The 14,605-nt window shown below is 54.1% G+C and carries 18 protein-coding genes; 9 read left to right on the forward strand and 9 right to left on the reverse strand.

What is annotated here, in order from left to right; genetic code table 11:
- Position 1: 1 nt before the first annotated feature.
- Positions 2-787 (forward strand): ParB/RepB/Spo0J family partition protein, encoded by a 786-nt coding sequence (locus ACSBQQ_RS07815; protein ID WP_060428592.1) that lies wholly within the window; start codon positions 2-4, stop codon positions 785-787.
- Entirely contained in the window at positions 784-1,245 is a 462-nt protein-coding gene (locus tag ACSBQQ_RS07820) for a hypothetical protein (protein WP_060428589.1), read from the forward strand. Before ACSBQQ_RS07815 ends, ACSBQQ_RS07820 begins: the two co-directional genes overlap by 4 nt.
- 401 nt (positions 1,246-1,646) lie before the next feature.
- On the opposite strand, the gene ACSBQQ_RS07825 is transcribed toward ACSBQQ_RS07820, so the two are convergent.
- The 3 genes from ACSBQQ_RS07825 to ACSBQQ_RS07835 form a co-directional block, all read right to left on the reverse strand.
- Complete coding sequence (locus ACSBQQ_RS07825) at positions 1,647-2,162, reverse strand: GNAT family N-acetyltransferase (RefSeq protein ID WP_060428587.1); 516 nt, start codon at positions 2,160-2,162, stop codon at positions 1,647-1,649.
- Between the two features lie 62 nt (positions 2,163-2,224).
- Positions 2,225-3,112, reverse strand: coding sequence for a bacteriophage abortive infection AbiH family protein (locus ACSBQQ_RS07830; RefSeq protein ID WP_060428585.1), 888 nt, complete (start codon positions 3,110-3,112; stop codon positions 2,225-2,227).
- A gap of 358 nt (positions 3,113-3,470) precedes the next feature.
- Complete coding sequence (locus tag ACSBQQ_RS07835) at positions 3,471-3,719, reverse strand: hypothetical protein (RefSeq protein ID WP_154632410.1); 249 nt, start codon at positions 3,717-3,719, stop codon at positions 3,471-3,473.
- A gap of 78 nt (positions 3,720-3,797) precedes the next feature.
- Between ACSBQQ_RS07835 and ACSBQQ_RS07840 the strand changes: the two genes are divergently transcribed.
- The 6 genes from ACSBQQ_RS07840 (at position 3,798) to ACSBQQ_RS07865 (ending at position 5,899) form a co-directional block, all read left to right on the forward strand.
- Complete coding sequence (locus tag ACSBQQ_RS07840) at positions 3,798-4,016, forward strand: hypothetical protein (RefSeq protein WP_060428583.1); 219 nt, start codon at positions 3,798-3,800, stop codon at positions 4,014-4,016.
- A 12-nt stretch (positions 4,017-4,028) separates the two neighbouring features.
- The gene (locus ACSBQQ_RS07845) at positions 4,029-4,238 is read left to right on the forward strand and encodes a ParE family toxin-like protein (protein ID WP_072269915.1); all 210 of its coding nucleotides are present in this window, start codon (positions 4,029-4,031) and stop codon (positions 4,236-4,238) included.
- Between the two features lie 2 nt (positions 4,239-4,240).
- Positions 4,241-4,621 carry a hypothetical protein gene (locus ACSBQQ_RS07850; RefSeq protein ID WP_060428581.1) on the forward strand — a complete coding sequence of 127 codons (381 nt, stop codon included), beginning with the start codon at positions 4,241-4,243 and terminating at the stop codon, positions 4,619-4,621.
- A 35-nt stretch (positions 4,622-4,656) separates the two neighbouring features.
- Complete coding sequence (locus ACSBQQ_RS07855; RefSeq protein ID WP_412072729.1) at positions 4,657-4,824, forward strand: ANR family transcriptional regulator; 168 nt, start codon at positions 4,657-4,659, stop codon at positions 4,822-4,824.
- Positions 4,821-5,468 carry an MT-A70 family methyltransferase gene (locus ACSBQQ_RS07860; protein ID WP_060428579.1) on the forward strand — a complete coding sequence of 216 codons (648 nt, stop codon included), beginning with the start codon at positions 4,821-4,823 and terminating at the stop codon, positions 5,466-5,468. Before ACSBQQ_RS07855 ends, ACSBQQ_RS07860 begins: the two co-directional genes overlap by 4 nt.
- 182 nt (positions 5,469-5,650) lie before the next feature.
- Positions 5,651-5,899 carry a hypothetical protein gene (locus tag ACSBQQ_RS07865; protein WP_071532844.1) on the forward strand — a complete coding sequence of 83 codons (249 nt, stop codon included), beginning with the start codon at positions 5,651-5,653 and terminating at the stop codon, positions 5,897-5,899.
- Here ACSBQQ_RS07865 and ACSBQQ_RS07870 read toward each other — a convergent pair.
- From ACSBQQ_RS07870 to ACSBQQ_RS07880, 3 genes are all read right to left on the reverse strand, one after another.
- A complete protein-coding gene (locus ACSBQQ_RS07870; RefSeq protein WP_060428577.1) occupies positions 5,863-7,065 on the reverse strand; it encodes a tyrosine-type recombinase/integrase in 1,203 nt (400 codons plus the stop codon). The genes ACSBQQ_RS07865 and ACSBQQ_RS07870 overlap by 37 nt on opposite strands.
- Before the next feature lie 346 nt (positions 7,066-7,411).
- A complete protein-coding gene (locus ACSBQQ_RS07875) occupies positions 7,412-8,035 on the reverse strand; it encodes a hypothetical protein (RefSeq protein WP_033646316.1) in 624 nt (207 codons plus the stop codon).
- 239 nt (positions 8,036-8,274) lie between these two features.
- Positions 8,275-9,324 carry a YrzE family protein gene (locus ACSBQQ_RS07880; RefSeq protein WP_060418478.1) on the reverse strand — a complete coding sequence of 350 codons (1,050 nt, stop codon included), beginning with the start codon at positions 9,322-9,324 and terminating at the stop codon, positions 8,275-8,277.
- Between the two features lie 384 nt (positions 9,325-9,708).
- On the opposite strand from ACSBQQ_RS07880, the gene ACSBQQ_RS07885 reads away from it, so the two are divergent.
- Positions 9,709-10,398 (forward strand): MarC family NAAT transporter, encoded by a 690-nt coding sequence (locus ACSBQQ_RS07885; RefSeq protein ID WP_033646318.1) that lies wholly within the window; start codon positions 9,709-9,711, stop codon positions 10,396-10,398.
- A 36-nt stretch (positions 10,399-10,434) separates the two neighbouring features.
- Here the strand turns inward: ACSBQQ_RS07885 and ACSBQQ_RS07890 are convergent, their stop codons facing one another.
- From ACSBQQ_RS07890 to ACSBQQ_RS07900, 3 genes are all read right to left on the reverse strand, one after another.
- A complete protein-coding gene (locus ACSBQQ_RS07890) occupies positions 10,435-11,568 on the reverse strand; it encodes an ABC transporter substrate-binding protein (protein ID WP_033646319.1) in 1,134 nt (377 codons plus the stop codon).
- Between the two features lie 150 nt (positions 11,569-11,718).
- Positions 11,719-13,002, reverse strand: coding sequence for a serine/threonine protein kinase (locus tag ACSBQQ_RS07895; RefSeq protein WP_033638320.1), 1,284 nt, complete (start codon positions 13,000-13,002; stop codon positions 11,719-11,721).
- A 257-nt stretch (positions 13,003-13,259) separates the two neighbouring features.
- A complete protein-coding gene (locus ACSBQQ_RS07900; RefSeq protein WP_086556889.1) occupies positions 13,260-14,597 on the reverse strand; it encodes a c-type cytochrome in 1,338 nt (445 codons plus the stop codon).
- Positions 14,598-14,605: the final 8 nt, after the last annotated feature.

Here is a 14,605-nt window from a genome sequence, read left to right on the forward strand (position 1 = left end):
AATGGCTAAAAACTCAACGGAAGCCTACGGCGCCAGCGGTAAAACCAACGTGCTGATGTTCGAGCCGGAAAATCTGCACCTGGTGTCTGATAAAACGCACCCGCTTTACGACGAACGCATCCACCTTCCTCTCCATGAACCGACTGTGCTTAGCATCATGAAGTTGGGGGTGATTGAGCCGATCGTTATCTGGAAAGACCCTGAGACAGGCAGATCCTGCGTAGTTGAAGGTCGCCAGCGGGTTAAAAACACCCTCGAAGCCAATAAACGTCTGCAGGAAGAAGGCAAAAAACCTCTTCTAGTGCCGGCAGTGGTCAGACGCGGATCACCGTTTAGCGTCGCCGAAGTGATGATTAGTGCCAATGAAATCTTTCAGGCAGACACGCCGCTGGGACGCGCCAAGAAAATGGCTGATGCGCTTACGCGGGGCCACGACGAAAAAGATTTAGCGCTGATGTTTGGCGTCGGCGTGCAGACGATCCGCGCCACACTCGCCCTGCTCGATGCCACTCAGGCCGTTAAAGATGCGGTTGAATCAGGCGCCGTTACCGTTACCCAAGCGCGACAGCTGGCGAACCTCTCACCCGAAGAACAGCGCGAAAAAGTGAAAGATGTTGAAGCGGCAACCGCCGGCACAAAAGGCCATGAAAAGGCACGCCGGCAGCGCCAGGTGATTGGCGATGCCAAACCCCGCATGAAATCCCGAAAAGAAATCACAAAAGCCCTGGAAGGCGCGAGCGGTGATTACGCTCAGGCGCTCCGTTGGGTGCTGGGAGAAGACGAATGACAACCATCAAGCGCTTTACCCCTGACTATAAAATGCATGCAGTTCGGTTTGAGGCTTTCGCGCGTGAAGCTGAGCACGGTGAATACGTCCGGTTTGATGCCCACCAGCAGAAGGTGAGCGCACTTGAGGCTGAGCGCGATGCGCTGGCTGTGGAGAATGCCTGCCTCGTTAGCGCGATTACCGACCACAAAAACTCAACGCACTTCTGTGAAAGATGTGGTGAAGATGATCCATGTGCCACTGACGATGTATGCGGAGTTCTGCGAGGCATACCAGATACTGACGCCGCCATTGCAGCTATCCAGGCGCAGGGGGTGGAGAAGCTCATCAAGCTGAAGATGGAACAGCTTGCCAGCATGCAACCAGACACCCACGCATTTGGCGCTACAGCTGAGTCTCAGCGCGCTCAGATTAACGAGTTGCAAGCATTCGCCGCCAACATTCGGGAGGCCAAATGAAAGAGCGCCCAGTGATGCCAGCAAATGAACTGAAGCCACTTTCAGATTGGCTGATAAGTGGAGAGTACCTGTCAGAGTTTATGCGCGACTTCCCGGTTCCCGCCGGCGAAAGTAGAACAGCCTGAATGAAGAGTCACAACATAATTGCAATGTTCCGCTCCCTTCTAGTTGGAGCTGCATTCATAACTTGGGGTGTTATCGTCGGGATTGTATGGGGGCTGAATTCGGATCGGCTCCGGCCGGAAGTTAGTGTTGCTGTTTGGTGGGCTAAGTTTAATCTGCGGAACAGCTGAGTACCGAAGGGGAAAGCCCACAGCTAAAAAACAAAAATAAAGTGACCATCTGAAATTACTTTATAACCCCCCCTCCTGTCTGGAGACAGAAGAAGGGGATCAGTATGGTTAGCTAGGTAAGAAAACCTTTAGGAAACTGTGGGTTGTCTTTTCTGTATCTGGGTTTATTGAAACTTCCTCTCCGCCTAACAGCTTCCTCGCTACTGAAATAGAAGCCTCATTTCCCGCATCTACTACGGCTTCAACAATCAATCCATTCTCAGAGTGCGGGAGCATTCCATTGATGAATTCATTTAGCGCTTTTGAGGCCACGGCTTTACCGAATCCCTTGCCTCTGTAGCCTGGCAAAACAGCCCAATCGACTTGAAAATGTGGCTTGCCATTGCTTTGACCGGTAACCACAAATGCACTCATAGCTATGACCTCGTTTTGAACGGTAGGGCTGAACATAACATAGCTAAGTCGGACTTTACCTTGCGGTGTGTCCGCATGCACATATATATCATCACATAGGCGACCAGTCTCAAGGGAAATTAGGTTATTATCTATAGCATCAGCGATTGCGTACAGCCCAGCCTCGGAAATTTCAGCACCAGTTGGTTCGTGTTTCTTTGATTGCGACATTCATTTTACTCCTTAGGTGTGTAAGCAAAAAAAACAATCTATTAACTTGTAAAAGTATATGGTTACATTTCATGCCATAGGTAAAGAGAAACTCGTTCCTTCGAGACTCCAAGCTCAGAAAGTCGCTCCAGTTTAGCTGAGGCATCGTCATCTTTGTTGCGGCAGGCTATATGCCAATGACAGTGTTCGGTATTAAGTGTCGAGATAATGGCCTCGTAGTAAAGCTTATCCACTGGCGACATAGAATGACCTAAGATATACACGTCGGTAACACCCACAAGGTCTTTGAAAAAGGCAGCGTTGGCGTTGAGCAACTCCATTGAGGGTTTGAATGTTTTGGTGAAGTATGAGTCGATTATGCTGTTGGCCTCCATAAGCCTGGTATCTATGTCGGCTATGTCAAACCTATCATTGAGTGAGCGCTCAGGAGTCCAGGAATGACCTAGCACAACAGATTCTGGCCTGCTGATTTCTCCGTGAATGTGAAGAACGCTTGAGTCTGGTACACCATAGAGCGTGTTCAATGTCTTAGTGTAGTTAAACGTTAAGTATTGAGACGAAGTGTCTAAACTTTTTAGCAAATAGATGGGGGCCGGTGGGTTTAACTGCTTCAACCACTCAATGAATAGCGTTCTCAGTTCTAAGGAAAGGTGATTCACACATCGCTCAATCTCAAATTGGAAGTCATGGTTAGCCGAATCACGCCATTCAGGATCGCTAGGAGAAAGCAGGTGGCACTCGTTATTTGAAAGAAGATGTTCAATGTCCAGCTCCCCCAGGGCTACCTCTAAGTCCCCCCATTCATCGCCGGCGCCTAAGTATTCCTCAACATCGCGATATACTAGGTCATTCCGTTGATATACATAATCTCGAAAGTTAGAAAAGGCAGACTTCACTCCATGCCACAAGTCAAAGCCATTTCCAATGATATACAGCTTTCTCGATACCATTAATAAGCTCCATGACAGCCAAATTCAATCAGTAATAGAAAAACCGAATTATACACTGCATTGAGTATGGCGGCGAAGGTTGTGATGATTGTGGCGACGCCAGAGAATTTGATGAATAAATCACCATTCAATGGGACACAATCAAGGAGATTTACCGTGCAGCCGCGGACGCCTGCCGCTCCGCAATGCAGGCTCAACCTGTAAGCCAGCGTTACACGTTGCCACCGCACGTTTTCCGAGAACTAGTAAACAGCCTCCGCGATACCGCAGTGAAGTATCAAGGAAATCAGCAATTGCGCGAACAACTGAAGAAAACACTGAAAAAGCCCCGGTTGCTAACCCAAGCATAAGATAATAGCTAAATTAGTTCTTCGTATTCAGCCACTGCATTCTCCTTATCTTTCAAGTTGAAATTTCCAACCTGTAAGCCTGCGAAAGCTTCTGAATACCAATAACCTTTTTCGTTATGTAGTTCATCACCAGCCTGCAGGACCAGATCATTAGGTGAAGTTAAAACTGCATACTCATGCTCTCCAAACTTAACCAGATAGCAGCATCGTTCTCCTTGAAAGTCAATTTCCTTTGCTGCAATGACTGTTCCACGCATGGTTGGTTACCTTCCTCAAAGTATGGATGTTGATAATTCCCTACATAGGGACTTACATAAACTAATAGATGAAAACTCATGATATTGATACCCGACGATAACGAAATCATCTCGCGGCTCAGTATTGCCGGCTCAACGCCGGATTCTGTCGCAAGCCTCCTCCACTGTGCCGGCTACAACGGCATGACCGGCAAAGCTATCCGCCAGCGCTTGATCAAGCTGGAAAAAGAAAAAGCCGTAGAGAAAGTCCGCCGTCCTGGCATCCGTTCCGCGTGCTGGGCGCCAATCACCAAATAACCCACCGAAAATATGAAACCACGAATTCCGCAACGAATCAGCGCCAAAGCTGAGGGGGTTCTCTGCGCCTATATGGAGGGCAAAAAGAAACCCAACCGGACATACCAACATAAGCATTTAACGCTGCCAGTGGCTCGCTGCTGGCGATTGCTGTCAAAAGACAACGGCAACTCATGGGAAGTGATGAGCCATGAGCGCTACAACAACCAAATCAGGATTTAGCCATGACTAATTACGATCTAATTCAGTTCCTCATCGCCGACGGCGGTTTCTATATCCGTGATGAGCATATCGCTATGCTGCAGAAGAAATTTCCTGATGAGGGAATTACCCCGGAAAGGATTTCAAATCTGCGGTTTTCTCTCACAAGCTCCCCATATGTTCAATGCGAAATCACCTATGTGAAAGCGAACGTCCGCGCACTGAAGGTTTTGTCTGTTGATCCGCTGTACCAGCGTTATGCAAGGAAAAAACCAAGAGGAGCCATCGCAAAACTTACCGACAGCTATTTACTCAGTGAGCCGCCGGAGGTGGTTCGCAGAATCCAACTCATGCAGCTGTTTAACCAGTTGCTTGCTCCCGTAACCCACCAGCGCGCCTACTGATCCCGGAGATAGCCTTGTCATTCAAATACAAATCATTGGCCCATCAGGCGGCCGAGGCAGAACGACGCGCCGATTTCGCAGATGCTGCAGGGAAGTGGCGCCAGGCGCTTGAAGCTGCGCGGGCGGTAGATGTTGCTTGGATTAACATCCGAATAGGTTTTTGCGTCAACGCGGCCGCGCGCTGCTGGGGTAACGCTCAATGACCTATCAACTCATCTATTCAGATCCGCCTTGGAGTTACGGCAACACTATCAGCAATGGCGCCGCAGGCAATCACTACAGCACGATGAGCATGGCAGATCTGAAGCGTCTTCCGGTATGGGCTATTGCTGCGCCAGATAGCGTGCTCGCGATGTGGTACACCGGCAACCACAGTCAGGAGGCGATAGAACTGGCAGAGGCTTGGGGATTCAGCGTCAGAACGATGAAGGCTTTCACTTGGGTGAAGCTCAATCAACAGGCCGAAATTCGGTTCAATAAGGCGCTGCTGCAGCAAACCATATTCGACTTCACCGACCTGCTCGACATGCTCAACGCCGAAACCCGGATGAATGGCGGCAATTACACGCGCGCCAACTCCGAAGACGTGTTGATCGCCGTTCGCGGCCAGGGCATCGAGCGCGCCAGCGCATCGGTAAAGCAGGTTGTGTTCAGCTGTCTCGGCGAACACAGCGCGAAACCCTGGGAAGTCCGCCGGCGCCTTGAGCTGCTATACGGCGACGTGTCACGAATCGAACTATTCAGCCGTGGCGATGCGCCAGGCTGGGATCATTGGGGGAATCAATGCCCAGTAAACAGCCTGCAATTGCTGCCGGCAGCGTTCAGCAAAACGCACTCAGATCAGTAGCGAAACGCTGTAACGACGAACTCCACGCCGCGATTAAGCAACACCCGAAAACCCCTTTCGACACCCTATCCCGCCCTATCATCATGAAGCATTTCGCACAGGTCGAACTGCTCGGCATTTCTTTTCCGCGATTCAACTACACGATCGGCATGCTGAATGGGCGTTTTACAGAGAGATAAGCCATGACTAAAAGCAACCTGCCAATTCAGCCAGTATTGATCACCCGCGAAGGCATACAGCAACAGTTGGGCGGTATATCACGAACCACCTTTTGGCGCAGGAAAAAGCAGTGGGAAAAGGCTGGTACACCGTTCCCTAAACCGGCGCCTGGCACCAATCCCATCCATGGCGGCGAGCAGTATAGATATTGCGATGTGATACGATTTTTCCGCGCTCAAGGCCTCATTGATGAAACGCAGGACGCCACATGAGCGGCCCAAATATCCAGCGCATTTTGCTGCTCTTTGAGATATGAATGCTGGTCATATACCGCCAAAACACCACCGAGTTTATGCCCCAGCACCTTTTCGGATACGTGGGGCTCAATCCCTAATTCGCTCATTTTAGTTTTTGCAGTGCGGCGTAGATCATGCATTGCCCAGTCATGAACTCCCATTTCATTCCTAAGCTGTTCCGCCATGTTCAATAGAACACCTGCTGACATAGGGCGATCGCCCTGCACAATCGCCGGCGGGAACAATTGCGATATGTTCGGATATAGCGACATAGCCTCCTCAATTAGCTTTGCGGCATCCCCTGATAGTCCTCTCACAAACGGCTGGCGCGTTTTTGAATTTTCCGCAGGAACGCGCCACGTTCTATTTTTCACATCAAACTCACCCTTCTTTGCCTTCCTTAGCTCAACTCCCCGACACCCTGTAAGCAGCAACAATTTAATGAAGATCTTGTTCTGGTGAACAATCCGGGAAGCTTCAAGAGCCAACCAAAAAGCCCCTATTTCATCATCGCTGAAATACCGTTTAACCACGCCAACAGGTTTTCCAACGTCGCTAATTCTCAATGCGGCGATCGGATTAACACGAATCTTCTCCGTTCTCAGGCAATACGAAAACGCCTGCTTTAGCTTTGAAAGCATGATCCCAGCAAAGGTTTCCGCCCCATTCGTTCTCATCCTTTTGAAAATTGGCTGCCAGTGAGATATCTGCATTTCATCGACAATCATATCGCCTACATATGGGATTACATGCCGCTCAAAAGCCCTCTCCCAATACTTCAATTTCACAAGGCGCTGAGCCTGAGCGCTGGCCGTCCAATGAGATAGACAGTCTTTCACAGAGGCTGCGCCGGCGATCTCCTCCAGCGTCATGGATTTAACTGTGATGGGGTCTTTCCCTTCGGCCAAGACGCGCTTGGCCTCTTGAACCATATCGCGCGCTTCTTTGAGCGAAATTTCGTCGTAACTTCCAAGCGTCATGCGGCGTGCCTTACCTGCGTACCGGTATCGGTACTGGAAGACAATCAGCCCAAGTGGGGTTATACGGATAGACAGACCGCCGCCGTCAGGCATCTCGATCAGTTTTGGGATGGGTTTTCCATTAAGCTTGCGGAGTTTGGCATCGGTGAGCACTGTGTACATCTCCAATTATGTACACAGGTATGTACACAATTTTAGTGGCTTGGATTGAAATCACATGAAACGGATTGAATCACTAGCCAAGGGCTTTTTCAAGCAACACAGTGAGTTGATGGGGGGATTTGAAACAGAATGGAATCACGTGAACTGCCGAGCATTGCTTACACGACAGATCACATGCAGTACGAAAATTGGATTTTGGGTTTGGTCAGCCAGGTTTCAGATCTCGCCCACAATTGCCAGATTGAAACCTCACTGGGTATACAGAATGGAACGCATACCTTCTCAGCCACATTCGGCTAAGCGAATAGTATCACTAAAATTGTTCCGGATAAATAAAGCGCCGCCCTCACGCTTTCGCGTCAGCCGGCGCAAAAACGGTTTTCATGTAGCTGAGGGTAGCCAGCAGGCACAGGCCGTAGCCCAGCAGTTCGCAACCCTCTTCCACCATGTTTTTCACCACCCGGTTGTAGCCGTCCAGCATCAGCGTTTGCCACAGCGCGCTCATGCCGAACAGGCGTGAAAACACCAGAATGCACAGCAGGCCGGCGCACATCATGCCGTAGGCGGGATGCGTCACGAAATAGGCCAGGCCGCGCACCGTCGCCGCGATGTGCCGCGCTGCATGCACCAGGCAGGCCAAGGCGACCGCCAGCGCGAACCACACCCAGGCGCCGTGCCACAGCGCATCGAAGGCGAAATCCATCTCGCGGATCAGCATGCAGAGAAAGAAACCGCCGACCAGCATCCAGGCGGAGCGGCGTTCAGCCTGCCGCCGGGCCGCGGCGAAGAAACCGCCGGAGATGGCGAGCAGCAACAGCTCCTGCGCCGCTTCGGTCAGCGAGGTTTCATGCACGAAATTATGCAGCCAGTGTACGTCGATAAATACCAGGCCGACCAAGGCCGCCAAAAAAGCGCAGTAGAGCAGAAAGGTAACGGCTTTCCCCAGCAAAATATGCAGTTCTTGTTTCATAATCACACTCATTATTATTTACAGCGCATCTATGTTATCCACCTGTCCCCAGGGATCGTGGCAATTGATGCCTAATACCCTACACAGCGATTAAGGTGGTCATTAATCACGCCGCAAACAATAAAAACCCCGGCACATGGCCGGGGTAGGCGCCAGTCTTTCCTGGCTGTCATTTCATCGTCGTCGGTATTTCAGGCTCTCATCCCTATATCATCGAGACGCGCAAACGAGCCTGGAGATTACGCCTGCGGAGATGATACGGTTACACGTCGGGCATTGGTGTTAACGCCCCACAAGCCTGCCAATGCACTGACCACTGCGCCAATCAACAACGCAAAGAATGACCACAGGGCAGCCCGAGACAATTCGTCCGCAGCCGCGGCAGCCTGTTCGCGCGCCTTCTGTTTCAGCTCAGCATACTCCTGTTTTGCCAGATTGATTTTTGCTTCGGCTTCATCCAAGCGCTGATTAACCAGCTGCGCAGTTTTATTTTTGGCGTCGACCAAATTCTTCACCGTCTGGTCCACTTCCTGCGGCGTCATATTGGTATTTTCAACCAGAGCTTTTTTCAGTGTGTCTTGATCCACATCTTGCGAGATGGCCTCACCATGTTTTTTAAGCTTGTCGACCAGTTGCTTAATAATCGCATCGCTATTGTCAGGCTGAAGTGCCAGGGCTTTTACTGCGTCTGCCAAATCAGTCTTGGCCGCATTCAACTGTTGCTGCATGAATTCAGGCTGCAATGACGGAATACCACTTTTTTTGAGCGCCGTAACCACATCACCATGCAGCTGTTCAGGTTCCAACGTGGTGTCGATACCCAACTTGTCAAACACCTTACCGCCCACGTCTGCCAACCCGGTTGCCCCTTTGCCAATCGCGGAACCGGCGCCGGAAAGCAAACTGCCAGAGGTCGAAGCGATAGCACCCAGCGCATTACCGGTGGCCTTCACTGCAGACCCGACCAGCATTCCACCCAATACCGCCGCCACAATCAGTGACGTAGCCCATACCAGGAAGCCATGAATAAGGCCGTCATTAGCAGCCAAACGTCCGGCAATAAAAGCGCCGGCAGCCAAGCTAATGATGATTGAAACAGCGGACCAAATCACTACGGTGGTACCGGCTCCATTGATCGGATCGTCTGATGTCGGATCCACGATGGAAAATCCCAAACTGGTGCCCAACGTCGACAGCAACAGTGAAACAGCCAACACGGTGATCACACCACCGATGACGCTGCCCCAGGAGATTTTTTTCGCCGCTACCCATTCTTTTGCCACTTCCATAGTAAAACTCCTTTTAAGCTTTTCGATTATGAAGAAATGCCACAAAGCCTTACCAGTATAGAAGTGTTTAATCTCTTAAGCGGTTAAACGGTAAAAACAGTTAAAAATAATTAATAATATGTGCCCAGTATTAGCGACGTTGTATGGGCGGGTGCATTTTGGCTAGCGTTCGGTGCCGCGGGCGATTGCGGTCAATGAAGCGCCACTGGGGTGCGAGGATGGATCGGAGCTCACCGGCGAGTGCAACGGCAGTGATAAAACGCCGGCCGACGGTTAATGAACGTTACGAGCTGTCCCCATTGCCGCCAGGCGCACGGCAGGCTAGGCTGTTCAGCTCATGGGCCGCCGCGTGGCGGCTTGAACGTTGCACAGGGAGTCTCTTTTATGACGGGTATTTTGCAGTTATTCCAGGCCATCGGACTGGGTTTGGTGCTGCTGTTGCCGCTGGCCAACCCGCTGACCACGGTGGCGTTGCTGCTCGGGTTGTCCGGCAATATGACGCGCGAAGAGCGTAATCAGCAGTCGCTGATGGCCTCGGTTTATGTGTTCTGCATCATGACGGTGGCGTTTTACGCCGGCCAGGTGGTGATGAACACCTTCGGCATTTCGATCCCCGGCCTGCGCATCGCCGGCGGCCTGATCGTCGCCTTCATCGGTTTCCGCATGTTGTTCCCGCAACAAAGCGCCGATGAGGCGCCGGAGGTGGAGAGCAAGTCACACGAGCTGCGCCATAAGACCTCGGCCAACATCGCCTTCGTGCCGCTCGCCATGCCGAGCACCGCCGGGCCGGGCACCATCGCGATGATCATCAGCTCAGCCTCGAGCGTCAAAGATAACACGCTGGGTTTTGAACCCTGGGTGCTGACGGTGGCGCCGGTCGCCATCTTCCTGACGGTCGCGGTGATCCTGTGGGGCTGCCTGCTCAGTTCCGGCGCCATCATGCGCTTGGTGGGGAAAAGCGGCATCGAGGCGATCTCGCGCCTGATGGGCTTCCTGCTGGTGTGCATGGGCGTGCAGTTCATCATCAACGGCGTGCTGGAGATCATCTCCACCTATACGCCGGCCGCCGCTTAAAGATCAAAAACGGGCGCGTCGTCGCGCCCGTTGCCGTTATTTCCCCGTCGGCGCCTGCGCGCCCAAAATGCCTTTGCCTTCCGGCACTTCGGTAAAGCGGCTGAGGATCTCGCTGTAGGTCTTGGCCGGATCCAGATCCGGGAACTGCGCCGGATAGATAAACTTCGCCAGATACTCCAACCCGACAATGTTGTACGGATGGTTGTAGAAGTTATGGTAGATGCCGTAGAACCGCCCTTCTTTCACCGCCGACACCTGCGCGAAGCCCGGGCGCTGTTTCATGCGATTGAAAGCCTCATCCACCTGCTGTTGCGTGACGCCATAGCCGAACGGCACCGCGGCGTTGGTCTTGCTGGCCCACTGCGAGCCGGAAACGATGTAGGCATCCGGTTTCATGGCGATCACCTTTTCCAGCGCCACGTCGCCGGTCGCGCCCGGCAACAGCGCAGAGCCGATGTTGCGCGCGCCGACCGCTTCCACCAACGCGCCCCAGCCGACGTGCGCATGGGTGAAGCAGCAGGACTCCAGCCCGTTCAGGCCGGCCTTGGCTTCAAAGAACACCAGCGGCTTGGGTTCCACCGCCTGCGTCTTGGCCAGAATGGCCTGATAATGCTGCTGATAATAATCGGTATATTGCTTGGCTTCACTTTCCCGGTTGAGGGTTTCCCCCAGCAGCGTCACGCTTTTCGGCGTGTTTTCCACCGGCTTGAGCATGGTGTCGATAAACAGCACCGGCACATTCAGCGCCTTAAGCTTATCCAGCACGCCGGTTTGGCTCAGCGAAGGTTTGGAACGCAGCTGGGCGATCATCAGATCGGGCCGCTTGGCGATCACGCTCTCCAGATTCACTTCACCTTTGTCGCTGAATCCCATATCGATGATGTTTTTCGCCGCCGGCCATTTGCTCTGCAAGATATCCCAGGTCGCCGCGTCGCTTTTCTTCAGCAGGTTATTCCAGGCCACCAGCCGGCCGAACGGGTTGGCGCGATCGAGCAGCGCCAGCGTGAGAATGTCGCGCCCGTCCTGCACCACGATACGTTTCGGTTCTTGCTGAAGGGTGAGGGTCTGGCCGGAGGTGTCGGTCAGGGTCAGCGGATAGGTGGTGGCCATCGCCGGAGAGGCGAGTAAGGCGGCGCAAATCAGCGCCGGCAAAGTGATTCGACGGTGCACGAAAGACTCCTTAGTCATGAACGCAATCAGGAAATACTAATGAGAATGGCTTGCATTATCAAAGATAACGCCCGGCAACCCGACGATTAATTGCAAAGGGATGTGTAACGCAGGATTGAGAGGCGCGCCGAAGGCGGCGCGCCCAGGGGATCACACCAGGCCGTAAATCAGCGCCGACAGCGCGATCAGGCCCATCACCAGCACGAAGACGTTGCTCGCCGCGCGGTATTTGCGCATCGCCGGCACCGCGCGCACCGCGTACATCGGCAGGATAAACAGGATAGCCGCTATCAGCGGGCCGCTGATGGTTTCGATGATGTGCAGCGCGCTGGGGTTCCACACCGTCGCCGCCCAGGTGAGCAGGAACAGCGAAACCGCCGAGATGCGGTGCGTCATGCGCGAGCTGAGCGGTTTGCCGACCGCGCGCGTGACGCCGTCGATCAGGCTGGTCGCCCCCTCCGTGACCCCCAGCGAGGTGCCGAGATAGGATTTCGCCATTGCCAGCATCGCCATCACCGGGCCGAGATAGGCGATCAGCGGGTTGGAAAACTTGTTGGCCAGGGTGGTCAGCACCGTGATGTTCTGATCTTTCGCCTGCTGCATGTCTTCATGGGACAAACTCAGCACGCAGCTGAACACGAAGAACAGCACGGTGACGCAGATCAGCACATAGCTGTAGCGCATGATGCGCGCGCAGCGGCGTTCCGCCTTATCGCCATACAGGCTCTTCTGGGTCGAGGCGAAGGAAGAGATGATCGGCGCATGGCTGAAGGAAAACACCATCACCGGCACCGCCAACCACAGCGAATGCCACAGCCCCGGCGTGTCGAAGCGGGTGGCGGCCAGGCCGTGCACGAAATTGGCGGTATTCCAGCTCGGCATCAGGTACAGCGAAATGCCCATCAGGAACACCAACAGTGGGAACACCAGCATGCCCATCGCCGCCACGATGCTGTCTTTGCCGCGCAGCAGCACCAGATTGAGCACCACCACCACCGCCAGGCTCAGCCAGATGCGCGGCAGCGGCGCCACGTGGAACTGGTGGATCAGGAAGCTGTCCAGCGCATTGGTGATCGAAATGCTGTACACCAGCACGATCGGGAAAAACGCCATCAGATACAGCATCATGATGATTTTGCCGGCCAGTACGCCGAAGTGTTCGACCACCACATCGTGAATATTGCCGTCGCGGCTGGAGCCGGAAAGCACGAAGCGGCTGAGCGCGCGGTGCGGCAAATAGGTCAGCGGGAAAGCGAACAGCGCCATCAACAGCAGCACCAGCGGGCCGTTCAGGCCGGCGTTGATCGGCAAGAACAGCGTGCCGGCGCCCACCGCGGTGGCATAGAGACCGAACATCCAGACGGTGTCGGTTTTGTTCCATTTGGCGGGCTGAGCGGCCGTCAGCGTGCCTGAATCGGGAGAAATCGTACTCATGAGACAGTCTACCTTAATCTGCGGCGCCAACGATTGCGCCTAACGGGATATCCTTCTCCGCGAATTTTTTAATAATAATCAGTGAATTAAAGCGATATTTCATACTTGCGCCTGATGAAAGGACGGCAAAGGATAATGAAAAATCCGTTGCGGGTCTATGTTTTATCGGCCGAACGAACGATTTGCGAACAGGAAATGCTGAAAAAACCGGCGCACCCAGTAAAAACTAAGGGCCCCTTGCGGAGCCCTTAAACGGTTTACTTCTTCGCGTCCGGATGGTCCGGCACCTCGGCGCTGCCCATCTCCTTCTTGTCGCGGATCATCGAGCGGTCTTTACGCACGTCGGCCACGTCGGAGGCACTCACCGGTTTGGCGCTGTTGCCCCAGCTGGTGCGGATGAAGTTCACCACGTCCGCTACCTGCTGATCGTTCAGACGCCAGCCGAACGGCGGCATGGTGATGTTGGACACCGCCCCCTGCACCGCCGGCGTGGTGTTGCCGGTCAGCACGATGTGGATCAGCGAGGTCGCGTCCTCGGTCTGCACCACCGGATTGCCCTTCAGCGATGGGAAGGCGCGCTTGTAACCCACCCCGTCGGTGCGGTGACAGGCCGCGCAGTTATCGACATACAGCGCCGCGCCGGGCTTGCTGTCGTCGCCGCGCCACAGATCCTTGGCCACGCTGTCTTCGACCGGCGCCGCCTGCTGCTTGCCGTCTTTCGGCGGCAGCGATTTCAGGTAGCGTGCGATAGCGGTCAGATCGTCGTCGCTCAGGTATTGCAGGCTGTGCTCCACCACGTCGCTCATGCCGCCGAATACGATCGCCTTGTCGTTACGGCCGGTTTTCAGGAACTCGGTCAGCTCGGCTTCGCTCCAGCTGCCCAGGCCGTCCTTGTTATCACCGCGCAGGCTGGAAGCCACCCAGCCGTCGATCGGCGCGTTGCTGCCGGACAGGTAATCGTCGCTTTCGCTGTTGCTCAGCGCTTTTTCCTGCATGGTGATGCTGCGCGGGGTATGGCAGGCGCCGCAGTGGCCCAGGCCTTCCACCAGGTAGCGGCCGCGCTCGATGATCGGATCGGCCTTGGCGTCGGCGACGAAGTCCGCCGGCGACGGCGCGAACATGCCGCGCCAAATGCTCAGCGGCCAGCGCATCGACAGCGGCCACGGGATGTCGGAATCCTTGTTGGCCTGCTCCACCGGCTGCACGCCGTGCATGAAATAGGCATACATGGCGCGCATGTCGTCTTCTTTCACCAGCGCGAACGACGGGTACGGCATCGCCGGATACAGGGTGCTGCCGTTTTTGGCTACGCCCTTACGCACCGCGTTGTCGAAATCCTCGAAGCTGTAATCGCCGATGCCGGTTTTCTTGTCCGGCGTGATGTTGGTGGAGTAGATGGTGCCGATCGGCGTCTCCATCGCCAGGCCGCCGGCGAAGGTTTTGCCGCTCTTGCCGTCGGTGTGGCAGGCCACGCAGTCGCCGGCGCGCGCCAGGTATTCACCGCGCTTGAGCAGCTCGCTGCTGACGGTGGCGTCCTGTGCCCAAACGGAAAAACTCACTGCACTGAGAACCAGTGCCGGTACAAATGCTTTCATCGTTCGCC

This window comes from Serratia sp. G204Y (assembly GCF_051172435.1).
Taxonomy (GTDB): Bacteria; Pseudomonadota; Gammaproteobacteria; order Enterobacterales; family Enterobacteriaceae; genus Serratia; species Serratia sarumanii.